At 72.3% G+C, this 23,284-nt stretch carries 25 protein-coding genes; 6 read left to right on the plus strand and 19 right to left on the minus strand.

What is annotated here, in order from left to right; all coding sequences use genetic code 11:
• The first annotated feature begins 80 nt into the window (after window positions 1-80).
• The 3 genes from ABZ117_RS07410 to ABZ117_RS07420 are packed head-to-tail and all read left to right on the plus strand — an operon-like array spanning window position 81 to window position 3,621.
• Window positions 81-605: a PadR family transcriptional regulator gene (locus tag ABZ117_RS07410; protein ID WP_356818314.1), complete on the plus strand. Its 525-nt coding sequence runs from the start codon at window positions 81-83 to the stop codon at window positions 603-605.
• Entirely contained in the window at window positions 602-1,291 is a 690-nt protein-coding gene (locus ABZ117_RS07415; protein WP_356818316.1) for an ABC transporter ATP-binding protein, read from the plus strand. The genes ABZ117_RS07410 and ABZ117_RS07415 overlap by 4 nt, the downstream gene beginning before the upstream one ends.
• Window positions 1,288-3,621, plus strand: a complete 2,334-nt coding sequence (locus ABZ117_RS07420) for an FtsX-like permease family protein (RefSeq protein ID WP_356818318.1) — start codon at window positions 1,288-1,290, stop codon at window positions 3,619-3,621. The genes ABZ117_RS07415 and ABZ117_RS07420 overlap by 4 nt, the downstream gene beginning before the upstream one ends.
• Before the next feature lie 69 nt (window positions 3,622-3,690).
• Here ABZ117_RS07420 and ABZ117_RS07425 read toward each other — a convergent pair whose 3' ends face one another.
• Entirely contained in the window at window positions 3,691-4,647 is a 957-nt protein-coding gene (locus tag ABZ117_RS07425) for a LysR substrate-binding domain-containing protein (RefSeq protein ID WP_356818319.1), read from the minus strand.
• Between the two features lie 132 nt (window positions 4,648-4,779).
• On the opposite strand from ABZ117_RS07425, the gene ABZ117_RS07430 reads away from it, so the two are divergent.
• Together ABZ117_RS07430 and ABZ117_RS07435 are read left to right on the plus strand one after the other, a co-directional pair.
• The gene (locus tag ABZ117_RS07430) at window positions 4,780-5,334 is read left to right on the plus strand and encodes a peroxiredoxin (protein WP_356818320.1); all 555 of its coding nucleotides are present in this window, start codon (window positions 4,780-4,782) and stop codon (window positions 5,332-5,334) included.
• Window positions 5,335-5,337: 3 nt separating this feature from the next.
• A complete protein-coding gene (locus tag ABZ117_RS07435) occupies window positions 5,338-5,871 on the plus strand; it encodes an alkyl hydroperoxide reductase (protein ID WP_356818321.1) in 534 nt (177 codons plus the stop codon).
• Window positions 5,872-5,895: 24 nt separating this feature from the next.
• Here ABZ117_RS07435 and ABZ117_RS07440 read toward each other — a convergent pair whose 3' ends face one another.
• The 7 genes from ABZ117_RS07440 to ABZ117_RS07470 form a co-directional block, all read right to left on the minus strand.
• Window positions 5,896-7,281, minus strand: coding sequence for an AI-2E family transporter (locus ABZ117_RS07440; RefSeq protein WP_356818323.1), 1,386 nt, complete (start codon window positions 7,279-7,281; stop codon window positions 5,896-5,898).
• A 152-nt stretch (window positions 7,282-7,433) separates the two neighbouring features.
• On the minus strand, window positions 7,434-8,144 hold the full coding sequence (locus tag ABZ117_RS07445) for a transglycosylase SLT domain-containing protein (RefSeq protein ID WP_356818325.1): 711 nt from the start codon (window positions 8,142-8,144) through the stop codon (window positions 7,434-7,436).
• Between the two features lie 397 nt (window positions 8,145-8,541).
• The gene (locus tag ABZ117_RS07450) at window positions 8,542-9,867 is read right to left on the minus strand and encodes a PhoH family protein (RefSeq protein WP_356818327.1); all 1,326 of its coding nucleotides are present in this window, start codon (window positions 9,865-9,867) and stop codon (window positions 8,542-8,544) included.
• A gap of 401 nt (window positions 9,868-10,268) precedes the next feature.
• The gene (locus ABZ117_RS07455) at window positions 10,269-11,042 is read right to left on the minus strand and encodes an isoprenyl transferase (RefSeq protein WP_356818329.1); all 774 of its coding nucleotides are present in this window, start codon (window positions 11,040-11,042) and stop codon (window positions 10,269-10,271) included.
• A gap of 560 nt (window positions 11,043-11,602) precedes the next feature.
• Window positions 11,603-12,391 carry a methyltransferase domain-containing protein gene (locus tag ABZ117_RS07460; protein ID WP_356818331.1) on the minus strand — a complete coding sequence of 263 codons (789 nt, stop codon included), beginning with the start codon at window positions 12,389-12,391 and terminating at the stop codon, window positions 11,603-11,605.
• Window positions 12,392-12,478: 87 nt separating this feature from the next.
• Window positions 12,479-12,958: a GNAT family N-acetyltransferase gene (locus tag ABZ117_RS07465; protein ID WP_356818333.1), complete on the minus strand. Its 480-nt coding sequence runs from the start codon at window positions 12,956-12,958 to the stop codon at window positions 12,479-12,481.
• 40 nt (window positions 12,959-12,998) lie between these two features.
• On the minus strand, window positions 12,999-13,916 hold the full coding sequence (locus tag ABZ117_RS07470; protein ID WP_356818335.1) for an LLM class flavin-dependent oxidoreductase: 918 nt from the start codon (window positions 13,914-13,916) through the stop codon (window positions 12,999-13,001).
• Window positions 13,917-14,079: 163 nt separating this feature from the next.
• Here ABZ117_RS07470 and ABZ117_RS07475 point away from each other — a divergent pair, with 163 nt between their 5' ends.
• Window positions 14,080-14,484 carry a DUF192 domain-containing protein gene (locus ABZ117_RS07475; RefSeq protein ID WP_356818811.1) on the plus strand — a complete coding sequence of 135 codons (405 nt, stop codon included), beginning with the start codon at window positions 14,080-14,082 and terminating at the stop codon, window positions 14,482-14,484.
• A gap of 13 nt (window positions 14,485-14,497) precedes the next feature.
• On the opposite strand, the gene ABZ117_RS07480 is transcribed toward ABZ117_RS07475, so the two are convergent.
• The 11 genes from ABZ117_RS07480 to ABZ117_RS07530 all read right to left on the minus strand — a co-directional run bounded on the left by ABZ117_RS07480 (window position 14,498) and on the right by ABZ117_RS07530 (window position 23,283).
• The gene (locus ABZ117_RS07480; protein ID WP_356818337.1) at window positions 14,498-15,121 is read right to left on the minus strand and encodes an OmpA family protein; all 624 of its coding nucleotides are present in this window, start codon (window positions 15,119-15,121) and stop codon (window positions 14,498-14,500) included.
• A gap of 7 nt (window positions 15,122-15,128) precedes the next feature.
• Window positions 15,129-15,710 (minus strand): hypothetical protein, encoded by a 582-nt coding sequence (locus ABZ117_RS07485; protein WP_356818339.1) that lies wholly within the window; start codon window positions 15,708-15,710, stop codon window positions 15,129-15,131.
• A gap of 20 nt (window positions 15,711-15,730) precedes the next feature.
• Window positions 15,731-16,336, minus strand: a complete 606-nt coding sequence (locus ABZ117_RS07490; RefSeq protein ID WP_356818812.1) for a pilus assembly protein TadG-related protein — start codon at window positions 16,334-16,336, stop codon at window positions 15,731-15,733.
• The gene (locus ABZ117_RS07495; RefSeq protein ID WP_356818341.1) at window positions 16,333-16,530 is read right to left on the minus strand and encodes a hypothetical protein; all 198 of its coding nucleotides are present in this window, start codon (window positions 16,528-16,530) and stop codon (window positions 16,333-16,335) included. Before ABZ117_RS07495 ends, ABZ117_RS07490 begins: the two co-directional genes overlap by 4 nt.
• A gap of 125 nt (window positions 16,531-16,655) precedes the next feature.
• Window positions 16,656-17,420: a response regulator transcription factor gene (locus tag ABZ117_RS07500; RefSeq protein ID WP_356818343.1), complete on the minus strand. Its 765-nt coding sequence runs from the start codon at window positions 17,418-17,420 to the stop codon at window positions 16,656-16,658.
• Between the two features lie 11 nt (window positions 17,421-17,431).
• Window positions 17,432-18,658, minus strand: a complete 1,227-nt coding sequence (locus ABZ117_RS07505; protein ID WP_356818814.1) for a histidine kinase — start codon at window positions 18,656-18,658, stop codon at window positions 17,432-17,434.
• 662 nt (window positions 18,659-19,320) lie between these two features.
• The gene (locus tag ABZ117_RS07510; RefSeq protein ID WP_356818345.1) at window positions 19,321-20,208 is read right to left on the minus strand and encodes a DUF5936 domain-containing protein; all 888 of its coding nucleotides are present in this window, start codon (window positions 20,206-20,208) and stop codon (window positions 19,321-19,323) included.
• 10 nt (window positions 20,209-20,218) lie between these two features.
• Window positions 20,219-21,163 (minus strand): type II secretion system F family protein, encoded by a 945-nt coding sequence (locus tag ABZ117_RS07515; RefSeq protein ID WP_356818347.1) that lies wholly within the window; start codon window positions 21,161-21,163, stop codon window positions 20,219-20,221.
• Window positions 21,164-21,168: 5 nt separating this feature from the next.
• Window positions 21,169-22,506, minus strand: coding sequence for a CpaF family protein (locus tag ABZ117_RS07520; RefSeq protein ID WP_356818349.1), 1,338 nt, complete (start codon window positions 22,504-22,506; stop codon window positions 21,169-21,171).
• The gene (locus ABZ117_RS07525; protein WP_356818351.1) at window positions 22,503-22,877 is read right to left on the minus strand and encodes a TadE/TadG family type IV pilus assembly protein; all 375 of its coding nucleotides are present in this window, start codon (window positions 22,875-22,877) and stop codon (window positions 22,503-22,505) included. The genes ABZ117_RS07520 and ABZ117_RS07525 overlap by 4 nt, the downstream gene beginning before the upstream one ends.
• 1 nt (window position 22,878) lies before the next feature.
• Window positions 22,879-23,283 carry a TadE/TadG family type IV pilus assembly protein gene (locus ABZ117_RS07530; protein ID WP_356818353.1) on the minus strand — a complete coding sequence of 135 codons (405 nt, stop codon included), beginning with the start codon at window positions 23,281-23,283 and terminating at the stop codon, window positions 22,879-22,881.
• Between the last annotated feature and the right edge of the window lies 1 nt (window position 23,284).

A 23,284-nucleotide genomic window follows, 5' to 3' on the forward strand; every position in this document is an offset into this window, starting at 1 on the left:
CTGCGGCGCCGTACCGCCTGCCACGAGCTGTCCACACGGTGTATACATCCCGCGTATACACCGTGTGTAGAGTGCTCCGCATGTCCATCGGTCACACCCTCCTAGGACTCCTGGAGTCCGGCCCGCGCCATGGTTACGACCTCAAGCGGGCCTTCGACGAGAAGTTCGGTCACGACCGGCCGCTGCACTACGGCCAGGTCTACTCCACGATGTCGCGGCTGCTGAAGCACGGCCTCGTGGAAGTCGACGGGATCGAGGCGGGCGGCGGGCCCGAGCGCAAGCGGTACGCCGTCACCGACGCCGGCGTCACCGACGTGGAGCACTGGCTCGCCACCCCGGAGAAGCCGGAGGAGTACCTCCAGTCGACCCTCTACACCAAGGTCGTCCTCGCCCTCCTCACCCACCGGGACGCCTCCACCATCCTCGACACCCAGCGTGCCGAGCACCTGCGCAGCATGCGGATCCTGACCGACCGCAAGCGCCGGGGCGACCTCGCCGACCAGCTGATCTGCGACCACGCCCTGTTCCACCTGGAGGCCGACCTGCGCTGGCTGGAGCTGACCGCGGCCCGCCTGGACAGGCTCCGTGAGGAAGTGGCCCGATGACCCCTCCGCCCGGCTCCCTGCTCACCGCCGAGAACCTGCGCAAGTCCTACGGCCCCACGGTCGCGCTCGACGGCGCCGAATTCTCCATCCACCCCGGCGAGGTCGTCGCCGTGATGGGCCCCTCCGGGTCCGGCAAGTCGACGCTGCTGCACTGCCTCGCCGGCATCGTGCCGCCCGACTCCGGCTCCATCACCTACGACGGCCGTGAACTGGCCGGCCTGAGCGACGCCCGGCGCAGCGCGCTGCGCCGCAGCGAGTTCGGGTTCGTCTTCCAGTTCGGCCAGCTCGTGCCCGAACTGACCTGCGTGGAGAACGTGGCACTGCCGCTGCGCCTGAACGGCGCCTCCCGCAAGGCCGCCGAGCGGGCCGCGTTGACCTGGATGGAACGCCTGGAGGTCGACGGCCTGGGGGGCAAGCGGCCCGGCGAGGTCTCCGGCGGCCAGGGCCAGCGGGTCGCGGTCGCGCGGGCGCTGGTCACCCAGCCGCGGGTGCTGTTCGCCGACGAGCCGACCGGCGCGCTGGACTCCCTCAACGGCGAGCGCGTCATGGAACTGCTGACCGACGCCGCCCGCTCCACCAACGCGGCCGTCGTGCTGGTCACGCACGAGGCTCGGGTGGCCGCCTACTCCGACCGGGAGATCGTCGTACGCGACGGGAAGTCACGCGACATGGAGCGCGCCGTATGAACGTGCGGCAGTGGTCCCGCGACCTCTCCATGGGTGTCCGGTTCGCCTGCACCGGCGGGCGCGAGGGCTGGGTCCGGATGGTCCTGACGGCGGTGGGCGTCGGCCTGGGCGTGGCGCTGCTGCTGCTGACCACCGCACTGCCGAACGTGCTGGCCGTGCGCCACCAGCGCGAACAGGCCCGCCAGGACCTCACGTACAACGCGGCCGTCCCGCCCAGGAGCGAGCACACCGTCCTGGTCGCCAACACCGACACCAGGTGGCGCACGAAGGACATCCGGGGCCGGCTGCTGGAGGCCGAGGGGCCGCGGGCGCCGCTGCCGCCGGGGGTGGACCGCTTCCCGGCGAAGGGCGAGATGGCCGCCTCCCCCGCGCTGAAGGAGCTGCTCTCCTCGGACGGGGCGAAGCTGCTGCGGGAGCGGATCCCGTACCGGATCACCGGCACGATCACCGAGCCCGGGCTGATCGGGTCGCACGAACTGGCCTACTACGCCGGTGCGCAGGGCCTGGCGGTGAAGCCGGACAGCTCGCGGGTGCAGCGGCTGACCGCGTTCGGGGACCCGCACCCGACGACCGAGCGGGCCGACCCGGTGCTCATCCTGATGGTGCTGGTCGTGTTCGTGGTGCTGCTGATGCCGGTCGCCGTGTTCATCGCCGCGGCCGTACGGTTCGGCGGCGAACGGCGCGACCGCCGGCTGGCCGCGCTGCGGCTGGTGGGCTCCGACAGCCGGATGACCCGCCGCATCGCGGCCGGCGAGGCGCTGGCCGGAGCCCTGCTCGGACTGGTCGTCGGTACGGTTCTCTTCCTGATCGGACGTCAGGTGGCGGGCTCCCTCGAGGTGCTGGGCGAGAGCTTCTTCCCGAGCTACCTGAATCCCTCGCCCGCGCTGGTCGTACTGGTGGCCGTCGCGGTCCCGGCCTCCGCCGTGCTCGTGACGCTGCTGGCGATGCGCGGGGTGGTCGTCGAACCGCTCGGCGTGGTGCGGGCGGCCAGGCCGGCCCGGCGGCGCCTGTGGTGGCGGCTGCTGCTGCCGCTGGCGGGCCTGGCGATGCTGTACCCGATGATCGGCAACGGCCGCGCCCACGGCGACTTCAACCAGTACCTGGTCATCGGCGGGGTGATGCTGCTCCTCGTCGGCGTGACCGCGCTGCTGCCCTGGCTGGTGGAGGCGGTCGTGGCCCGGCTCGGCCCGGGCTCGGTGTCCTGGCAGCTGGCCGTCCGCCGGCTCCAGGTGAGCAGCGGCTCGGCGGCCCGGATGGTCAACGGCATCGCCGTGGCGGTGGCCGGGGCGATCGCGCTCCAGATGCTGTTCGCGGGTGTGGAGAGCCAGTACACGAGGGAGACCGGCCGCGACCCCGGGCGGGTGCAGATGGAGGTCGACCTCTCCGGCCGGACGCCGGTGCGGGCCGCCGGGCGGGAGTTCGCGCGCACCGAGGGCGTCAGGGCGGCGGTGGCGATCGCCACCGGCGGGCTCGGCGACCGGCGCCGCGACCCCGGGGACACCACTTCCGTCACCGTCGGCGACTGCGCTGCGCTGCGCGAGCTGGCCCATCTGCCGTCCTGCCGGGACGGCGACGTGTTCAGCGTGCACGGCGGCGACGGCAACGACGGCCTGCGCACCCTGCGCCGGTCCGGCGGGCGCGGCTTCCTCGACCCCACCTACTCGGACGCCGACCGCGGACGCGAGATCCCCTGGACGGTGCCGGCCGGACTGCCGCGGGTCACCGTCCGCAAGGACGCGCTGACCACCAACGTCGGCGGCCTGCTGGCCACCCCCTCCGCCCTGCCCGCCGCGGCCGCCCCGACGCTGTACGGCCAGGTCTACGTCCGCACCGACCCGTCGGTGCCGGACGCGGAGGAGTACGTGCGGAACACGGCCGCGCGGGTGGACCCCCTCGCCAGCGCCTGGCAGTGGTCCTCGACGCAGGAGTCCCGGAGGTACACCTCGCTGCGGACCGGTCTGTTCATCGGCGCGGTCGGGGTGCTGGCGCTGATCGGGGCCAGCCTGCTGGTCTCCCAGCTGGAGCAGTTGCGCGAGCGGCGCAAGCTGCTGTCGTCGCTGGTCGCCTTCGGCACCCGGCGCCGCACGCTGGGCCTGTCGGTGCTGTGGCAGACGGCGGTGCCCATCACGCTGGGCCTGCTGCTGGCCTCGGGGGTGGGCCTGGGGCTCGGCGCGGTGCTGCTGAGGATGACGGACACCCCGGTGTCGGTCGACTGGGCGAGCGTGCTGTCGATGACCGGTGCCGGCGCGGCCGTGGTCCTCACGGTCACCCTGCTGAGCCTGCCGCCGCTGGCACGGCTGATGCGGCCGGAGGGGCTGCGGACGGAGTAGCCGGACCGGAACGCGTCAGGGCTCCTTCCCGGGGGGATCGTTCCCCCCGGGAAGGAGCCCTGACGTGTGTCAGGCGTCGTCGTCCACGACCCGCACCGGCAGGGCGCGCAGCGCCTCGCGCAGGGCCGCCGCCAGCTCCTCGTACTCGGCGGCGCGGGCCGCGCCGGCCCGCATCGCGAAGGCGACGCGGCGGCTGGGGGCGGGCTCGGCGAAGTAGCCGGTCAGCAGCTGGCTGCTGCGGGTGGTCTCCAGCTTCTGCGCGGTGCGCGGCAGCAGGGTGCAGCCCAGGCCGCCCGCCACCAGCTGGACCAGGGTGGACAGTCCGGCGGCCGTGGTGGTGACCGGCGCGTCCGCGCGGCCGGCCTCCCGGCAGATGTCCAGGGCCTGGTCGCGCAGGCAGTGGCCCTCGTCCAGGAGCAGCAGGTTCAGCTCCCTCAGCGCCTCGCGCGGGATGCCCTCCCGGCCGCCGAGCGCGTGGTCGAGCGGGGTGACGAGCACGAAGTCCTCGTCGAAGAGGGGGAGTTCGACGACGCCGGGGACACCGAGCGGCACGGCGAGCAGCAGCAGGTCGAGCCGGCCGGAGTGCAGGCCGTCGACCAGGCTGGCGGTCTGCTCCTCGTGCACCTGGAGGTCGAGGTGCGGGTAGCGTTCGTGGACGAGCCGCAGCACCGCCGGCAGCAGGTACGGCGCGACTGTGGGGATCACCCCGAGCCGCAGCACGCCCGTGAAGGGCGCCCGGACCGCCTCGGCCTCCTCCAGCAGCGCCCCGACCGCGTCCAGCACCGCTCTGGCCCGTACGGCCAGCCGCTCCCCCGCGGGCGAGAGCAGTACCTTGCGGGTCGTACGCTCGAGGAGGGTCACACCGAGGGTCTCCTCCAGGGCCGAGACCGCGCCGGACAGCGCGGGCTGGCTCATCCCGATGGCCGCCGCGGCGTCCCGGAAGTGCAGGTGCTCCGCCACGGCGGCGAAGGCCCGCAGCTGCGCCAGGCTGGGCTGCCGCCGCTTGGTTCCGTTACTGATGGTCACTGATAGCCGCCTCCGATCAACATGACCGAGTGTAGCTATTTCCCTAATCAATGCACCCTGTGCCAACATCAATAACGTCCAACCCATGGGAAACGCCCCAAAAGGGAAGTTTCTTCGCTGCAAGGAGAGCGTGTGCTCACTGTCGGTGACAAGTTCCCCGAGTTCGAACTGACCTCTTGCGTCTCGCTGGAGAAGGGTCAGGAGTTCGAGCAGATCCACCACAAGTCCTACGAGGGCAAGTGGCTGGTCGTCTTCGCGTGGCCCAAGGACTTCACGTTCGTGTGCCCCACCGAGATCGCCGCGTTCGGGAAGCTGAACGACGAGTTCGCCGACCGCGACGCCCAGATCCTCGGCTTCTCCGGTGACTCCGAGTTCGTCCACCACGCGTGGCGCAAGGACCACCCGGACCTGACCGACCTGCCGTTCCCGATGATGGCCGACTCCAAGCACGAGCTGATGCGCGCGCTGGGCATCGAGGGCGAGGACGGCTTCGCGCAGCGTGCCGTCTTCATCGTCGACCCCAACCACGAGATCCAGTTCACGATGGTCACCGCCGGCTCCGTGGGGCGCAACCCCAAGGAGGTCCTGCGGGTCCTGGACGCCCTCCAGACCGACGAGCTGTGCCCGTGCAACTGGAGCAAGGGCGAAGAGACCCTTGACCCGGTCGCGCTGCTGGCCGGTGAGTGACCCATGTCGCTCGACTCCCTGAAGTCCCGGGTACCGGACTACGCCAAGGACCTGAAGCTCAACCTCGGCTCGGTCATCGGCAACTCCGAGCTGCCCGCGCAGCAGCTGTGGGGCACGGTGCTGGCCACCGCCATCGCCTCCCGCTCCCCGATCGTGCTGCGTGAGCTGGAGCCCGAGGCGAAGGCCAACCTGTCGCCCGAGGCGTACACGGCAGCCAAGGCCGCCGCCGCGGTGATGGCGATGAACAACGTCTTCTACCGCACCCGGCACCTGCTGTCCGACCACGAGTACGGCACCCTGCGCGCGGGCCTGCGGATGAACGTCATCGGCAACCCGGGCGTGGAGAAGGTCGACTTCGAGCTGTGGTCCTTCGCGGTGTCCGCGATCAACGGCTGTGGTATGTGCCTGGACTCGCACGAGCAGGTGCTGCGCAAGGCCGGCGTGGAGCGCGAGACCGTCCAGGAGGCGTTCAAGATCGCCTCCGTGGTGCAGGCCGTCGGCGTCACCCTCGACGCGGAGGCGGTGCTGTCCGAGTAGGACAGCCGCTCACCGGAACCCCGCTCACCCTCGGTGGGCGGGGTTCTCCGCGATCTCGAGGTGGACGTCCTCGGGGGGGACCTCGGCGCTCCCGTCGCCGGCCTCCCCGCCGGGCTCGGCGGACTCGGCGGACTCGGCCGGCCGGTCCTCGGGTGCCGGGCCGTCCTGGACCTCCTGGGCGTAGGTCCGCAGGTATCCGACCACCGTGTTCGTCACCGCCACCAGCGGTACGGCCACCACGGCGCCGCCGATGCCGGCCACCATGCCGCCGGCCGCCACGGTCAGCACGACCGCCAGCGGATGGACGCGGACCGCGCGGCCGAGGATGAACGGCTGGAGGACGTGTCCCTCGATCTGCTGGACCGCGAGGACCACGGCGAGGGTCATGACGGCGGCGAAGACACCCTGTGTCACCAGCGCCACGATCACCGCGAGCGCGCCGGAGGCCACCGCGCCCACCAGCGGGATGAAGGAGAACAGGAAGATGAAGACGGCCAGCGGAACGGCCATCGGCACGTTGAGGAAGTAGATGCCGATGCCGATGAAGATGGCGTCGATGAGGGCGACCAGGAGCGTGCCGCGGACGTAGGCGGTCAGGGTGCGCCAGGCGCGCGGACCGGCGCCGGCCACACCCGGACGGGCGGCGGAGGGCACCAGCTTCAGGAACCACTGCCAGATGCGCTCGCCGTCGTAGAGCAGGAACAGCGTCGAGAAGAACACCAGCAGTATGCCGGTGAGGGCCTCCACGACGACCTGGACGCCCTCCAGGCCCGCGGACGTTATCTGGTCGGCGTTGGCGCCGATCGCCTCACGGAGGTTCTTGGCGATCTGGTTGATCTGCTTGTCGGTGACGTGGAACGGGCTTTTCAGCAGCCAGTTGCGCAGGTCGTCGATGCCGCTCTGTATCTGGGTGGAGAGCGTGTCGATGTTCTCCATGACCTGCCAGGTCACGAACCAGCCCATCAGCCCGATCACGACGAAGCCGGCGACGGCGGTCATCGCGGTGGCCGGGCCGCGCGGCACCCCGCGGCGTCTGAGCCGGGCGACCGTGGGCTGGAGCAGCGCCGTGACCAGCAGGGCGATGACGAAGGCGAACACCACCAGTTGGACGGCGCTGATGACCCGCATCAGCACCCACACGGTGCCGGCCAGCACCAGCAGCCGCCAGCCGGCCTCGGCGGCGACCCGCACACCCCAGGGCACGGCCTGCGCCGGGTCGGGACGTGGACCCGGCGGAGCCACGGGCCGGCGTGGGGGCGGGACCGGCTCCTCGACGGGCGCCTCGGCCCGCCTGCGCCGGGCGGACCCGGTGCCGTCCTTCTCCACCTCCGCGCGGCGTTCGTCGAGGCGCTCGCTCATCTCGGTGAGGCCGGCTCCGAGCCGGCCCAGCCACCCTGGTACTCGCGACATGTCCGTCCTCTTCCCCCGCGTCCCCGGGTGCTAGCCACCAGTCCCCCCTGGAATCGTTCCGAGTACGACCGTACAGTGCGAAAGCCCCTCCCCCGAGGACGGGGAGGGGCTGCGCTGGGAAGAAAGTGCCGGCGGGCCTAGGTCGTGTCGTCCTAGTACCAGTGGTTGGCCTGCCAGAACGACCAGGCCTGGCAGGGGCTGCCGTAGCGCTCGTTCATGTAGTTGAGGCCCCACTTGATCTGCGTGGCCGGGTTGGTCCGCCAGTCGGCGCCCGCGGAGGCGTACTTGCCGGCGGGCAGGGCCTGGAAGAGACCGTAGGCACCGGAGGAGGCGTTCACCGCCTGGTAGTTCCAGCTGGACTCGTGGTCCACGATGTTGCTGAAGCACTGGAACTGCCCGCCGGCCACGATCTGACGCGCCATCGCCTGGATCTGCGCCGCGTTGTAGCTGGACTGGGTGGGGAAGGAGGAGGAGTCGCGGACGTCGTCGCGGCTGGCCGCCGCCGCCTTCGTCTCGGCGCGCTCCTTGGCCTGCTTCTCAGCGGCCTTGGCCGCCTGCTCGGCGGCCTCCTTCTTCGCGATCGCGGTCTCGGCGGCGGCCTTGCGGGCCGCTTCCTCCGCGTCCTTCTTGGCGCTCGTGTCCGCGGCGATGGCCTGTGCGTCGGCCTGCTGCGTGAGGGACGCGGTCTGCACCTGCGCCTGCTGAGACGCGGGGATGTCCGCGAGGAGCGTCGCGTCGGCTGCCGTCGCCTCGGCGTCGTTGGTCTGCGCGGTGCTGCCCGAGGCAACACCGACGACGCTTCCGACAGCGGTGACCGCGGTGGCCGAGGCCACTGCGAATCCCCGGACCGAAATCCGGCTCACACGGTTTCCTTCCAGCACCGTCCGCTTCGGTGACCCTGGCGGACGCGATCGTGCCCCTGACACTGGCCTCCCAACTGCGGGGTCACGGGAGGCGCGGGCCCGGTGGGCAACTCCCCGGAAGGGAGCGCCGCATGGTGCTCGGGCGGCATACGGCGTCGTTATGGAGTTGAAGTTGCTGCTGTTGTGCCATACCGCTGGGGGTACACGTGTGCCGTATGCGGGGCCTGACAGGACTGAGACTCTGCCGTAACCCCAGGGCGGGTGGCAATTCTGTGTTGCGTGTGAAAGCTCACATCCCGTTTGCGCCCGGCGATTTCAGGAAACCGCCACACATGAAGACGCCGCCCGGCTAGGCTTCTGTACCTTTGCCGGACGGCGCCAAGTGTGCGTTACCGGATCAGATGTGACCGTCCTCCAGCATTTCGGTCACCAGTGCCGCGATCTGGGACCTCTCGCTGCGTGTGAGGGTGACGTGCGCGAAGAGGGGGTGCCCCTTCAGCTTCTCGACCACGGCGACCACACCGTCGTAACGGCCGACGCGCAGGTTGTCCCGCTGTGCCACGTCGTGGGTCAGCACCACCCGCGAGTTGGCGCCGATCCGCGACAGGACGGTCAGCAGCACGTTCCGTTCGAGCGACTGCGCCTCGTCCACGATCACGAACGCGTCGTGCAGCGAGCGTCCGCGGATGTGGGTGAGCGGGAGGACCTCGAGCATCCCGCGCGCGGTGACCTCCTCGATGACCTCGCGGCTGGTGACCGCGGAGAGGGTGTCGAAGACGGCCTGCGCCCAGGGGCTCATCTTCTCGGCCTCGGAGCCCGGCAGATAGCCCAGCTCCTGACCGCCGACCGCGTACAGCGGACGGAAGACCATCACCTTCTGGTGCTGGCGGCGCTCCAGGACCGCCTCCAGGCCCGCGCACAGCGCGAGCGCCGACTTGCCGGTGCCGGCCCGGCCGCCCATCGAGACGATGCCGACGCCCGGGTCGAGCAGCAGGTCGAGCGCGATGCGCTGCTCGGCGCTGCGGCCCTTGATGCCGAACGCCTCCCGGTCCCCGCGCACCAGACGGATGCTGCCGTCGGCGGTGACCCGGCCGAGCGCCTTGCCGCGCTCGGACTGGATGGTCAGCCCGGTGTGCACGGGCAGGTCGGTCGCCTCCGGGACGTACACGTGCCCTTCCTCGAAGAGGATGTCCACCTGCTCACCGGGGAGGGTGAGTTCGGACATCCCGGTCCAGCCGGAGTTCTCCGTGATGGCGAGTTCGGCCCGGTACTCCTCGGCGAGGAGGCCGACCGAGGACGCCTTGATCCTGAGCGGCAGGTCCTTCGACACGACGGTGACGTCGTACCCCTCGGCCTGGAGGTTGCGGGCGACCGCGAGGATGCGCGAGTCGTTGTCCCCCAGGCGGTAGCCGCTGGGCAGCACGCTGGGGTCCGAGTGGTTCAGCTCCACACGGACCGTCCCGCCGAGTTCCCCGATCGGGATGGGAGCGTCGAGGCGGCCGTGCTTCACCCGGTAGTCGTCCAGCAGGCGCAGCGCCTGACGGGCGAAGTAGCCGAGCTCGGGATGGTGCCGCTTGGCCTCCAGTTCCGTGACCACCACGATGGGGAGCACGACCTCGTGCTCGTCGAAGCGGGTCAATGCGTTCGGGTCGGCCAGCAGGACGCTGGTGTCGAGGACATAGGTGCGCCGGTCTGGCTTGTGGCGCTTTGTGCTGGTCACCACGGAAGGACGTACCCCCTCGGATGAGGTCGGGGAGCGACGGAGTGGAGCAGTGCCGGGAGGGCGGGGAAGGCGGGGAGATACGGCCCGGCAGGACGGAAGAATCCATGCCGGTCCAGGGCCGCCCCGCGTGGGGCCGGCGACCGGCCCTCCGCCTCTTCGTCCGTGCCGTGATCGCACGATCGGGCTGGTGCAAGGGGCCTCCCGGGCGGACGGCCCCGAGCCGCCCGCTGAGATCCGACACCCGTGGTTCGGGTGTCGACCTGTCTGGACTATGCCCTCGAACGCGCGCCGCCATGCAAATGCGGCCAACAGCGTGACGGTGAACTCCTTCTTACGTACGCCCCAACCGGAACACACGACGACGCCCCGTCACCTGGGGTGACGGGGCGGGGGGCGGCGGGTCAGCCGCCGTAGCGGCGGTGACGTGCGGCGTAGTCGCGCAGGGCGCGCAGGAAGTCGACCTTGCGGAAGGCCGGCCAGAAGACCTCGCAGAAGTAGTACTCGGAGTGCGCGGTCTGCCAGAGCATGAATCCGGACAGCCGCTGCTCGCCGCTGGTGCGGATCACCAGGTCGGGATCGGGCTGGGCGCCGGTGTACAGGTGCCGGCCGATCATGTCGACGTCGACGGAGTCGGCGAGTTCCGCCATCGGCACGCCCTTGTCCTGGGCGTCGAGCAGCATGGAGCGCACGGCGTCGGCGATCTCCTGCCGGCCGCCGTAGCCGATGGCCACGTTGACGACTATGCCGTCGATGTGGGCGGTGGCCTCCTGGGCCTCCTTGAGCGTGCGCTGCATGCCCGCGGGCAGCAGGTCCAGGGTGCCCACGTGGTGGACGCGCCAGCGGCCGTCGGCGGCGAGGGTGCGGACGACGTCCTCGATGATGCCGAGCAGGGGGACCAGCTCGTCCCGCGGCCGGTCGAAGTTGTCGGTGGACAGCAGCCACAGGGTGACGACCTCGACGTCGGTCTCGGAGCACCAGCCGAGGAACTCCTCGATCTTCTCGGCGCCGGCCCGGTGCCCGTGGACGGTGCTGGAGCCGCTCGCCTTCGCCCAGCGGCGGTTGCCGTCCATGATGACGCCGATGTGCTTGGGCACCTGAGCGTGGTCCAGGTGGCCTTCCACCCGGCGTGCGTAGAGCCTGACGAGCAGGCCGCGCAGCTTGTCGCGCAGGTTCACGTGACCCTCCGGGGGTTGGGCGCGGAGCAGGGGTGCCGGAGCCGTTGAGCCTACCTCTGCCGAAGGCCTGGTTCCGGCCCGGGGCTTGGGGGACGGGGTTCCTTCGTACGGGCTCGCCGCCGGGCGCGTCCGCCGGGCCGGCCGCTGCCGCCCGGCGCGGTCCCCGCCGGTGAGGACGCCGGTCCCGCGCCGGGAGGTTCCGGTGCGGTGAGGTTCCGGCGCGGGGAAGAAAAAACGGGCCGGTCCGTGGGGGGGAGACGGACCGGCCCGAGGGGGGGTTTCCACCATAACCCTTCGTAAGTGATGGTGGGTGCATCACTGCGGAACAACTACTCTCCGGAATCGTCCGGCAACGCGCCGGTGGCTGCGGAATGCTGGATTCAGCGGTGTCGCCTGGCCGATTCGCAGCGGAATCCCAGGGAGATCCAGCCGAATGCACGTGCATTCGTAAGGATTGAGCCATTGTGGGTGTGTCGGCGTGTTGCCCGGGGATCCCCCCGTCGGGCGACGCCGTCGGCGAACGGTGACTTGACGGCTGCGCCGCCGGCCCGCTCGCGTTCTCACCGGCGGACCGGCTTGCGCAGGTCGAAGAGGTGCCGGGTGCTGTGCGCGACGAACGGACCCCGCGTCCGGATGCGCGTGTGCAGCTCCCGCAGCCGGGGCTCGTGCGCCTCGACGGTGAAGCCGGGGACCATCCAGACCACCTTGCGCAGGAAGTGGACGACGGCGCCCACGTCATGGAACTCCATCCGCAGCCGCTCCGCCCGGAGCCCCACCACCTCCAGGCCGGCCGCCTCGGCCCCGGCCCGCCCCCGCTCCGGGTCGCGCGCGGACCGCACCCGGGCCGGCTGCGGCCCGAGGAAGTACTCGACCAGCTCGAAGACGCTCGCCGGACCCACGTGCTGGGCGAAGTACGTGCCGCCGGGCCGCAGCACCCGGGCGATCTGCTCCCAGTGCGGGCACACCGGGTGCCGGCTGAGCACCAGGTCGAACGCCTCGTCGGCGAAGGGCAGCGGCGCGTCGTCCGGCGCGGCGACCACCACGACACCGCGTGGCCGCAGCAGCGCCGTCGCCTTCGCCACGTTCGGCGGCCAGCCCTCCGTCGCCGCGACCAGCACCGGCCGGGCCGGTTCCGCCCGGCTCAGCGCGAAGTCGAGCACCTCCCCGCCGCCGGTCTGGATGTCCAGCGCGGCCTCGGCGCCGGCCAGCCGCTCCCCCGCGGACCGGGCGTACCCCCAGGAGGGCCGCGCCTCGCCGGCCCGCCCCTCGAACCAGGAGAAGTCCCAACCCTCGGTGGGCACGGCCGCCCCTTCGGCCACGAGATCCTCGAACGAGCGGTTCACCGTCATGCCGCCATGATCCCAGCCCACGGCCGGCGGAACCGGCCGCTCACCCGTCGCCCGCCCGCCGGTGGGCGGGCCCGGCCGACGGGTTCCTCAGGTCGCCGGGGCGGCCTCCCCGAGGACCAGCAGCACGTGCTCCCGCTCCTCGTGCCGGACCGTGCCGACCCGCTCGAAGCCGTGTCTCTCCAGCAGCCGGACGGAGGCGGTGTTGCCGGAGAACGGGTCGGCGTACAGCGGACGTACGGGCTCCAGCTCCAGGAAGAGGCGGAGCGCGTGGGTGCCGATGCCGCGGCCCCAGTAGGGACGCCCGAGCCAGTACCCGACGAAGCGGCGCCCGTCGACGGTCCACGACACGACGCTCCCGGCCACCTCCCCGCCGGCCGTGACCGTCCGCACCAGGCAGTCGGGGTCGGGGAGCACCCGCTCCCGCCAGTGCCGGAAGAAGTCGTCCCGCTGCCGGGGGACGAACATCGAGCGCCGGACGGCTTCCGGGTCGTGCTCATAGGCGAACAGGACCTCCAGGTCCTCGTCCAGGACCTCGCGCAGGGCCACCGTGTCGTGTACGTCGCTCATGCCGCGCAGTGTGACAGCCGCCACTGACAACGCCCCCCGGTCAGGGCACCAGGGGCCGGACCTCCTCGGCGGCGAACCGCACGAAGCCCTCCGGGCCGGGCTCGTCCACGGTCGGCTGGAGGACGACGGTGTCCGCTCCGGCCTCGGCGAGCCGCCGCACGGCCGCGGCCACCGCGGCGGCGTCCCCCGCCACTCCCACGTCCGGCACCGACGCCACCCCCTCGGCGGCGAGTTCGGCACGCAGCCGGGCGTCGGCGCCCGCCCCCGTGGCGGCCAGGAGGTGGACGACGATCCGGTGGTGGCCGCCGCGCCCGGCCGCCCGCCGCCCTTCCTCGGCGAGCCGCCGGGCCCGCCGTACCCCGTCCACGGAGGTGGCGGCCGTCAGGAGGGTGCCGTCGGCCTTCTCCCCGCGGGGCCGGAGGGTGCGGGGGCCGGTACCACCGGCGAGTACGTCGACCGGGCGCCCCGCAGGCCAGTCCAGGGCGACGTCGTCCAGCCGGACGTACCGGCCGCGCGCACCGACCCGTTCCCCGTGCAGCAGGGCACGCAGGGCACGCAGGGCATCGAGATGCTCACCGAGCAGACCGAGCGGCGAGTCGGCCCGGGCTCCGACCTGTTCCATCCGGTCCTGCACCCCGTGGCCCACGGTCAGGACGGCGCGGCCGGGGAACAGGCGCTCCAGGGTGGCGGCCTCCATGGCGGTGACGGCCACGTTCCTGAGCGGCACGGGCAACAGGCCGATCCCGATCCGCACCCGCTCGGTCCAGGCGAGCGCGGCGGCGGCCGTGGACACCCCGCCCTCCAGGAAGCAGTCCTCCCACAGCCACAGCTCCTCGAGCCCCGCCTCGTCCGCGAGGCGGGCGACGGCGCGCAGCCGCTCGGGCGGGAGCTGGGGGCGGAACACGACACCGAGTGCAGTCATGGGGCCCTTCCTGGTGGGGAGGACGGGAAAGGACAACGCAATCAGGAAACGGGGACTTGCCGCTCCCCGCGGAGGGGAAGGACGAGGCGTGAACACGGACACGGACACGGGCAGGGGCGGGGACGCGCAGGGGAGCGGGAGCTCGGACGGAGCCGGGAACAGGGCGCGGGGAAGGTGGCGGCGGAACGGGCACGGGCGGCTGGGGTGGCGGCGGGACGGGCGCGGGCGGCTGGTCCTGCGGTCGGGCACCGGGGAGGCGCTCAGCGCGCCCGTCCCCCTGGAGATCGCCGCCTCCTACCGGGCGCGGACACGGGGACTCCTGGGCCGGGACTCGGTCGAGGGGGCGCTGCTGCTGTCACCGGCGAGCGGGGTGCACACGTTCGGGATGCGGATCCCGATCGACGTCGCCTATCTGGACCGCCGCCTGACCGTCCTGGCCGTCCGCACGATGCCCCCGGGCCGCCTGGGCCTGCCCCGCCTGCGGGCACGGCACGTCCTGGAGGCGGAGGCCGGGGCCATGGCGGGGTGGGGGCTGCGAGCCGGGGTGCGGGTGGAGGTGGAGGTGGAGAGCGACAGGGACAGGGGGCCGCAGGAGACGCGCTGAGGGACGCACGGGCTCACTGCCGGGTGCGCGGGAAGGACACCTCCACCCGGCGGTTCTTCTTCCGGCCGGCCTCGGTGGAGTTGTCGGCGATGGGGTACTGCTCGCCGTAGCCGCGGACGTCGAAGGTGACGGCCGGATCGTTCAGGTCCTGGTCGAGGACGGCCTGTACGGCGTCGGCGCGCTTCCTGGAGAGGATGTCGCCGTGGGCGGAGGAGCCGAGGTCGTCGGTGAAGCCGAAGACGCGGACGCGGGTCGCGTGCTGCTTCCTGATCTCCTCGACGATGACGGAGACGCGGGCCTTCGCCTCACCGCCGAGTTCGGCGCTGTCCTTGCCGAACAGCACCTCGGCCTGAAGCGCGAAGGTCACGTCGGCGTTGGTGTCCTCCCGCCGCTCGTCCCCGCTCTGGTCCTCCACGACCGACTTGATGTCCAGCACCTTGGCCCCCGCGAGCGTGGCACCCTCCGGAAGCTTCAGATCCGGATCGGTGGGGTCGACCTTGACGGGGGCGGCGGCGGAGGGGGCGGCACCGGGAGGGGTACGGGGACCGGCGTCGTCGGCGACCGCCGTGGCGCCGTGCGCGTACACCGTGAGCAGAAGGACAGCGGCCGTCAGCGCGAGCCGGGGTGTGGTGGTCACTGCTGCCTCACCCGGAGATCTTGACGGTGGCGGAGGAGAAGGTCGGCAGCTGGAAGTCCACCTCGGTCGCGCTCGCGGGGGGCGCCGGGAACTGCATGAAGACCGCCAGGCTCTCGCCCGCCCTGAGTGTGGAGAAGCCCGTGGTCGTCAGAGGACGGCCCTCGGTGTCCCGCAGGACGTAGTACCGCTTCTTGCCCTGGGGATCGATGAGCGTGGCGCCGCCCAGAGATCTGCCGTTCCTGAGGATCTCGGTCTCGTTGCCGCTCAGGGCGGAGGGGACCACGACGCTGCCGGCGCCGTCGTTCTTCAGGGTGCCGTTGACGGTGACGAAGCCCCCCGAATCCCGCTGCGCGGAGGTGATGCGCAGGAGGAGGCCGTCCGAGCCCTTCAGTTCGGCCAGCGGCTCGTCCGACTGCCCCTCCTGGGCGCTCGGACCGGAACCGGTCGCCTCGGAGGCGGACGCCGGACCGTGCGGCTTCTTGTCGTCGCCGCCGCTTCCCCCGCAGCCGGTCACACCGACGGCCAGGCCGGCCGCGACCGTCCATGCGACCATCCCCCTGCGGACCTTCGCAGTCAACCGAATGCTCATCGCTCCGCTTCCTTCGTCACTCATCGTTCGCTTGTCAGCCGGCCCAGATGGACGTCGAAGAGGTCTTCGGGCTTCGGGAGCCCCGATGGGTGGTCGGGGTCCGGGTCCCAGGTCGTGCCGTCGCAGTCGAGCCGGGGCAGCGCGTCGCCCTTGGCCCCTCCGACGGGGAGGTCGACGGTGCAGAGGGGGTCCACCACGGCGGTTGCGGACGCCCTGGACCTGAAGTCCTCCGTCCCGGGTACGACGGAACGGCCGACGGACTTGTTGGTCACCACGTCGACCTGGTAGGTCAGCGACTCCGGGGACCGGCAGGCACTCAGCCGGGCGTCGTTCTGCGCGGCGAGCTGACCGGCCCGCCAGCACGGGTCGTCCACCGCGGCCCTGCCGTCGAAGATGTCCTGCCACTTCTTCGGGTCGGACAGCACCCGCACCCAGTCGTCGGTGAGCTGGGCACGGGCGTTCTGGGCCGCCGCGAGCGCCGCCGCGTCGGCAGCCGTCTGGGCACCGCTGCGGTTCACCGCGCCCTGACCGACCGCGAGGTAGGCCAGAGCAAGAAAGAGCAGGCCCGCCACCACCGTGAGGTAGATGGGGAAGGCCTGCCCCGAGTCGTGTCGTGGAGGAGTCAGCCGCCGGTGACCTGGGCGATCTTCTGGGTGATCGCGTCGTAGATCGACTGACCGATGCTCGTACCCGTGATCGCCAGCACGATCGCCACCACCACGGCGATGATGCCGAGGTACTCCACCGCGGTCTGGCCCCGGTCGTCGCGGGCCGCACGAGAGCGCAGGTACGCGACGGTGGTGTTGAACCATTCGCTCACGGTTTTCCCCTCCAGCTGGGCCTCGGATGGCGGCAGCGTACGGCGCCTCCTCCGGCCGGCCGGAGGGTCCCAGGGCCCAGGGGTGGGCCCAAATCCGCCGGGAGGTGTTCGGGCGGTGGGGCATGTCAGGACACCCCCAGCCACTTCGCCGTCGCCTGCGAGCGGGTGGTGCTGTGCAGCTTGGCGAAGATGTGGTTGATGTGGTTCTTGACCGTCTTCTCGCTGATGAAGCAGGCGGCGGCGATCTGCTGGTTGGTCATGCCGGACGCGATGAGGTCCATGATCTCCGCCTCCCTCGTACTCAGCCGGAACTGTCGCCGGAACGACTGTCCCACAGGGCGTTGCAACTGCGAAAGCGGTTCGGCCGAGAAAGCGGTTAATGGGGGGGAGGATTGACCGGTGCCATGTGCTCGTGCATCTTCGCTGAGGCCGCGGAGGAGTGCACGTGCGGCGCCCGGCGTGACATGCGGCCGTCCCTCCCGTACGTCCCGTACCGCCGCCACCAGCTGCTCCGTCGTGAACTCGCCGTGCACCAGGTATCCCCCCGCCCCCAGCCGCAGCGCCTCTCGTACGGTCTCCGCCTCGTGGCTGTAGGTGAGCATCATGACCGGGGCCAGCCGTGCCAGGTGGGGCAACGCCGAGATTCCGTCGACTCCGGGCATCCGGACGTCGAGGAGGATGACGTCCGGCCGGTGCCGCAGCGCCGCTTCGTACGCCTCGCGGCCGTCCGTGGCCTCCGCGACCACCGTGGTGTCCGGGCGGTCCGACAGCAGGGCCGTCAGCCCCGCGCGGACCACGGGGTTGTCGTCGGCGACCAGCAGCCGCAGCGGCGGTGGGGCCGGCGCCGGCGGCGGGAAGTCCGGCCGGGGTTCGCTGTGCGGGGCCCGCATGGTGGCTCCTCTCAGGCTTCCTGGGAAACGGGGTCGGCTGCCGGCAGGCGGAGGTCCAGGCGTACCTCCGTGCCGCGTTCGTGGCCGCCCCGCCCGATCCGGATGCGGGCGCCCGCCTGCGCGGCCCGTTCGACCATGCCGAGCAGCCCGAAGTGGCCGCGGCCCCGGAGCCGTTCCAGAGTGGTGCCGGGCGGGAGTCCGGTGCCGTCGTCGTGGACGGTGAGGCGGAGCAGGCCGCCGTGGACCGTGGCGCGGATGTCCACCCGGGTCGCGGAGGCGTGGCGGTGGGCGTTCTCCAGGGCTTCCGTGGCGATGGAGAGGACGGGCCGGGCGACGGCGGCGGGCAGGGACGGGAGGGCGGCGGCGTCCTCGGGCCAGTGGCATGTCACCGGCAGGCCGGTACGGCTGGTGAAGGCCCGCGCGTGGCCGGACAGGGCGTGCCACAGGGGGACGGGTGCCGTCGGGTCCGGCTGGTGCCGCCGTAGGTCCGTCAGCAGTTCCCGGGACTCCGCCGCCGCCCTGCGCGCCGAGCGGGACACCAGGGCCGCCTGTTCCCGGACGCGGACCGGGTCGGGCGCCTCCGCCGCGGCCGTGACCGCCAGGCCGTCCGCCGCGAGGGCCACGCCGTACAGGGTCTTGGCGACGGAGTCGTGCATCTCGCGGGCCAGCCGGGCGCGTTCCGCGTCCACCGCCTCCGTCGCCGCGAGCCGGGCCTGGACCGTCGTCAGGGCCTGGGTCGCGGCACCGAAGCGGAGCATCAGGCCGCGCAGGGTGGAGCCCATCGCGCCGGTGATGACGCACAGGCCGGGCAGGAGGAGTGCCTCGGCGACGGGGGCGTGCCGGCCGGCCTTCAGCGTGGTGTGGACCAGGAGCAGGATCAGGGCTTCCAGCGAGGCGAAGCCGGCCGCGCCGCGCCAGCCGTAGACCAGGCCGGCCAGGAGCGGGGTGCAGACGCTGACGTAGGCGAGGGTGGTGTCCGGGCCCGCCGAGACGAGGAGGAAGGCGCCGCAGAGGGTGTCGGCGGCGAGGAGGCTGGGGTGGCGCAGGAGGAGGGGGCCGAAGCGTTCCCAGTCGCGGAAGAGGACGTAGGACACCATGAAGGTCACGACGACGGCCGCGCCGACCAGGCGGGCGCCCAGGCCGGGGGCGGCGTTGAGGAGGGCGGCGGGGGCCGACAGGACGGTCATCGCCAGACGGAAGCCGAAGACCTGCCGGCACAGCGCCTGTAGGGCACGGATCTGAAGCTTCTCGGACGGCTCGGCGGGTACGACCGCCTGCCCCGGCGAGACCCCCGCGGCCCCCTCGGCCCACGGCACCGCACCCCCGGCCTCCTCGGCCGGCGGGATCTGGTTCCCGGCCCCCTCGGCCGACGGCGTCTCGTCCCCGGACACCTCGGCCCATGGCGCCGCGCCTCCGGACACCTCGGCCAACGGCACCGCGCCCCCGGCCTCCTCGGCCCACGGCGTCTCGTCCCCGGACACCTCGGCCGACGGCGCCGCGCCGTCGAACGCCTCGGCCGGCGCGGCAGCGCCGTCGACCGATCGAGCCGCCTCTGACCCCAACGCCTCGCCTCCGGCGGTTTCGACTCCGCCGGCCCCAACGTCCGCACCTCCGACAGCCTCACCGCCAACGGCCCGAGCCCCGACGGCCCCACCACCGACAGCCCCGCCCCCGGCCGCCTCACCCCCGACGGGCCGGCCCCCGCCCCCGTCCGCCCCGTCCGCCCCGCCCCCGCCCCCGCCGGATGGACCCCCGGAGGGACCCGCGCCCCCCACCACCTCGCCCCCGGCGGCCCCCGTACCGCCGGTCGTGTTGCCGGCGCGGTGGGTGAAGCGGCGCCAGGTTGCGGTCGGGCCGGTGCGGCCGGTGTGGCCCGGCAGTGTCACCGTCATGGCCGTCCTCACTTCCCCGTGAGTGAGCCGAAGTCCACCCCGGAGCCCAGCAGCAGGCCCGCGCCGAGCAGGAGCATCGTGGCCGGCACCATGAACGTGGTGATCATCAGCGTGGCCTTGGGCACCGCGCGCGCGGCCTTGCGGCGGGCGTTCTGGGCGTCGGTGCGGCGCATGTCCTTGGCCAGGGAGACCAGGGTGTCCACGATCGGGGCGCCCAGTTCCTCGCCCTGCTGGAGTGCGGTGACGAACATGGCCACCTGTTCGGAGTCGTTCCTGCGCCGGAGTTCCGTGAAGGCCTGGCGGCGGCTCATGCCGAGGTCCATCTGGCGCAGGGTGATGCGCAGTTCGTCGGCCCACGGGCCCTCGTAGCGGATGGCGACCCGTTCCAGGGCCTGGCGGAAGCCGAGCCCCGCGCTGACCACCACCGCGAGGACGTCCAGGAAGTCGGGCAGCGTGCGCTCGATGACGTCCCGGCGGACCCGGATGGCCGACCAGATGCCGACCTCCGTCCAGAAGGCGCCGAAGGCCAGCAGGAGCAGGGCCACGAACCACTGGCCGCGCAGCAGGAAGACGAGGAAGCCCACGCCGCCGAGTGCGCCGTAGACCGCGCGGCGGGCGGCGTAGCGGTCGATGGTCAGGCCGCCGGGGTTGCCCGCCAGGTCGATTTTGCGGCGGTGTCCGGCCACGCGTCGCGGGCCCATGAGGCGCAGGACGGTGGGGGCGTAGCGCATGCCCATCCGGTCGACCGCCGAGCCCACCGCGCCGGTGCGGGTGGCGCCGACCTCCAGGGCGACGGCGAGGTCGGCGGGCAGGCGGGCGTCCGCGCGGTACATGCGCAGGCCCGCGAAGGCGCCCCAGACGCCGAGGCCCGTCAGCAGGGCGAGCAGGAGTGCCATGGTGCCTTCCTCAGACGTCGATCCGGCTCATGCGCCGGATGAGGACGAAACCGACGGCGTACATGGCGAACGCGATGATCACGCTGGCCTGGCCGACCGGTGAGCCGGTCATGCGGTCCAGGGCGCCGTCCTTGACGCCGTTCATCAGGAACAGCGCGCCGATCCCGAGGGCGGGGACGGCGTACGAGGTCATGGTCACCTGGGAGAGCTGGGTGCGGATCTCGCGCCGGGTCTCCTTGCGTTCCTCCAGGGTGTCGGTGAGGTTGCGCAGGGCGGAGACCACCTGGCCGCCCGCCCGGTTGGACAGGACGAGGGTGGTGACCAGGACGACCAGTTCGCGCGAGGGCAGCCGGTCGGCGAGTTCACCGAGGGCGTCGTCGAGCGAGTGGCCGATGGCGAGCTGGTCGGCGACCTTGCCGAGTTCCTCGCCCGCCGGGGCCTCCAGTTCCTCGGCCGCCATGCCGATCGCGGTGCGCAGGGCCAGGCCGGCCTGGGTGGCGTTGGCCAGGATGCGGGCGAGTTCGGGGAGTTGGCCGATGAAGCGTTCGATGCGTTTGCGGCGCTGCCAGTTGAGGAACTGGACGGCCGCCCAGATGCCGATGAGTCCGGCGAGGGGGCCGAAGAAGGGGGCCAGGGTGGCCTGGCCGATCAGCCAGAGCGCGGCGACCGTGAAGAGGACACCGGCGAAGAACTCGCCCGGGGTGACGTCGAGGCCGGTCGCCGCGAGGCGCAGTTCGAGCCGGCGGCCCGGGCGGGTGCGGCGCAGTCGCCGGTCCAGGTCGCGGAAGTGGCGCCGACGGCCGGTCACCGGGGGCGCGCCGGTGTGGGCGAGGCGGTCGACGAGGGCGGCGCGCCGGGCCCGGCCGGAGGCGTAGGCGTGGCTGCCGGCCACCGCGAGGACGCAGGCCAGCAGCGTCACACCGATGGTGAGCCGGACGAGGGTGTGCAGTTCCATTGGTCCTACCTGGCTTCTCGGGTCGCGAGCTGGTCCGCGCAGTGGGCGACGCCGAAGGCCTGGGGGACCGGCTGGCTCGCCATGTAGAGGCGGTCGGCGGTGCGGCGGGGCAGGGGGAAGTACTGGAAGGTGCCGTGCACGCGGCCGTCGGGCGTCATGGGCCGGGCGTCGAACCGGGCGACGGTGGCCAGCCGGTACGGCTCCCCGCCGTGGCTGTCGAGCAGCGCGATCTCGGTGATGCGGCGGGCGCCGTCGGCGAACCGGGTGAGCTGGACGATGACGTCGACGGCGCTGTTGATCTGGTCGTGCAGGGCGACGAAGGGGACCTCGACGTCGGACATGGAGGCCAGGGTCTGGAGCCGGGTGAGGGCGTCCTCGGCGCTGTTGGCGTGCACGGTGGCCAGGGAGCCGTCGTGGCCCGTCGACATCGCCTGGAGCATGTCCAGGGACTCGCCGCCGCGGACCTCGCCGACCACGATCCGGTCGGGGCGCATGCGCAGGGAGTTGCGGACCAGGTCGCGGATGGTGATCTGCCCCTTGCCCTCCACGTTCGGCGGGCGCGACTCCAGGCGGACCACGTGGGTCTGCTGGAGCTGGAGTTCGGCGGAGTCCTCGATGGTGATGATGCGCTCGTGCGGGGGGATCAGCCCGGACAGGGAGTTCAGCAGGGTCGTCTTCCCGGTGCCGGTCGCGCCGGAGACGATGATGTTGAACTTGGCCTGCACCAGCCCGGCCAGCAGGTACACCATCTGTTCGTCGAGCGAGCCGAAGCCGATCAGCTCCTGGAGGGTGAAGGAGCGCGGGAAGCGGCGGATGGTGAGGATGGGCCCGGTCAGGGACAGCGGCGGGATGATGACGTTGACGCGTTCGCCGGAGGGCAGGCGGGCGTCCACCATCGGGTTGGACTCGTCCACGCGGCGGTTGACCGTCGACACGATCCGTTCGATGGTCTGCATCAGCTGGTCGGTGGAGACGAAGCGGAGCGGCAGCTGTTCGACCCGGCCGCCGCGCTCCACGAAGATCGCGTCGGGGCCGTTGACCATGATCTCGGTGACCGACGTGTCCTCCAGGAGCGGTTCGAGGATGCCGAGGCCGAGCGCCTCGTCCACGACCCGGCGGATCAGCTGGGCCCGTTCGACGGTGGACAGGACCGGGCCCTCGCGGCTGATGATGTGCCCGAGGACGCGTTCCAGCCGGGCCCGGCGTTCGGCGGCGGCCAGCGAACTCATCTCGGCGAGGTCGATCTCCTCGAGGAGTTTGGCCCGGTAGGAGGCGACCAGGTGTCCGTCCCCGCCCCGGTTGCCGTGGTCCTCGGGGGTGCTGATGCGTGCCCGCAGGCTCATGGGGTGCTGCTCCTCGCCTGGTGGTCGAGTGGCATGGTGGCGGATTTCCGGGCGGGGTCGAAGTTCCAGCCCGGGACGATCCGCGGGATGGACACGGTGGCGGTGACGGTCACCGAGCCGGCGCCACCGCCGTCCGGGCCGCACGACACCGAGAGCGCGCCGCTGACCGCCTGCGCGCACGCCTGTTGCGCGTCCTGCCCCAGGGACGCCGCCCGCGCCCCGGCCCGGGCCGCCGTAGCGGCCTGCTCGGCGGCGTAGGCGACGGCTCCGATCTGGATGCCCGCCATGGCCACGATCAGCAGAACCGGGACGAACCCGAGGTACTCGATGGCGACTTGGCCCGCGTCGCGCCGTCCGTGCCGGTACGGCATATCAGCGCTTCACCTCCTCGACGGCCCCGGCGTGGCCCCTGACCTCGACCGGGAAGTCGATCAGTCCGGGGAAGAGGACGGGTACGTGCAGCGTGACCTCGGCGGTCACGTAGCCGCTCGCGTTGCAGTCCACTTCGGCACTCCCCTTCCATGCCGCCGACAGGTGCGCGAGCCCCGCCGCCGAGCAGGCCGCTTGCCGTGCTCCGCCCCGCGGTGCCGCCGTTCCCGCCCGCACCGCCTCGTCCGCAGCATTCCCGGCGAGCGTGAAGGTGTACCCCACGAGTACGGCCTGCCACGCGAGCACCAGCGTCAGGACGATCAGCGGCGTCATCCCCAGGAACTCGACGCTGACCTGTCCGCGGTCTCCGCGGCCCACGCGTGCTCCGCGGTCTCCACTCCGTCTCATG

This window comes from Streptomyces sp. NPDC006309 (genome assembly GCF_040613095.1).
Classification (GTDB): domain Bacteria; phylum Actinomycetota; class Actinomycetes; order Streptomycetales; family Streptomycetaceae; genus Streptomyces.

What these genes read in the sequence shown, in the direction of transcription:
- ABZ117_RS07530 (WP_356818353.1), bottom strand. Translation starts at nt 23,283, where the DNA reads ATGAGACGGAGTGGAGACCGCGGAGCACGCGTGGGCCGCGGAGACCGC.
- ABZ117_RS07500 (WP_356818343.1), bottom strand. Translation starts at nt 17,420, where the DNA reads ATGCGGGCCCCGCACAGCGAACCCCGGCCGGACTTCCCGCCGCCGGCG.
- ABZ117_RS07525 (WP_356818351.1), bottom strand. Translation starts at nt 22,877, where the DNA reads ATGCCGTACCGGCACGGACGGCGCGACGCGGGCCAAGTCGCCATCGAG.
- ABZ117_RS07465 (WP_356818333.1), bottom strand. Translation starts at nt 12,958, where the DNA reads ATGAGCGACGTACACGACACGGTGGCCCTGCGCGAGGTCCTGGACGAG.
- ABZ117_RS07420 (WP_356818318.1), top strand. Translation starts at nt 1,288, where the DNA reads ATGAACGTGCGGCAGTGGTCCCGCGACCTCTCCATGGGTGTCCGGTTC.
- ABZ117_RS07415 (WP_356818316.1), top strand. Translation starts at nt 602, where the DNA reads ATGACCCCTCCGCCCGGCTCCCTGCTCACCGCCGAGAACCTGCGCAAG.
- ABZ117_RS07485 (WP_356818339.1), bottom strand. Translation starts at nt 15,710, where the DNA reads ATGAGCATTCGGTTGACTGCGAAGGTCCGCAGGGGGATGGTCGCATGG.
- ABZ117_RS07460 (WP_356818331.1), bottom strand. Translation starts at nt 12,391, where the DNA reads ATGACGGTGAACCGCTCGTTCGAGGATCTCGTGGCCGAAGGGGCGGCC.
- ABZ117_RS07515 (WP_356818347.1), bottom strand. Translation starts at nt 21,163, where the DNA reads ATGGAACTGCACACCCTCGTCCGGCTCACCATCGGTGTGACGCTGCTG.
- ABZ117_RS07520 (WP_356818349.1), bottom strand. Translation starts at nt 22,506, where the DNA reads ATGAGCCTGCGGGCACGCATCAGCACCCCCGAGGACCACGGCAACCGG.
- ABZ117_RS07440 (WP_356818323.1), bottom strand. Translation starts at nt 7,281, where the DNA reads ATGTCGCGAGTACCAGGGTGGCTGGGCCGGCTCGGAGCCGGCCTCACC.
- ABZ117_RS07410 (WP_356818314.1), top strand. Translation starts at nt 81, where the DNA reads ATGTCCATCGGTCACACCCTCCTAGGACTCCTGGAGTCCGGCCCGCGC.
- ABZ117_RS07510 (WP_356818345.1), bottom strand. Translation starts at nt 20,208, where the DNA reads ATGGCACTCCTGCTCGCCCTGCTGACGGGCCTCGGCGTCTGGGGCGCC.
- ABZ117_RS07435 (WP_356818321.1), top strand. Translation starts at nt 5,338, where the DNA reads ATGTCGCTCGACTCCCTGAAGTCCCGGGTACCGGACTACGCCAAGGAC.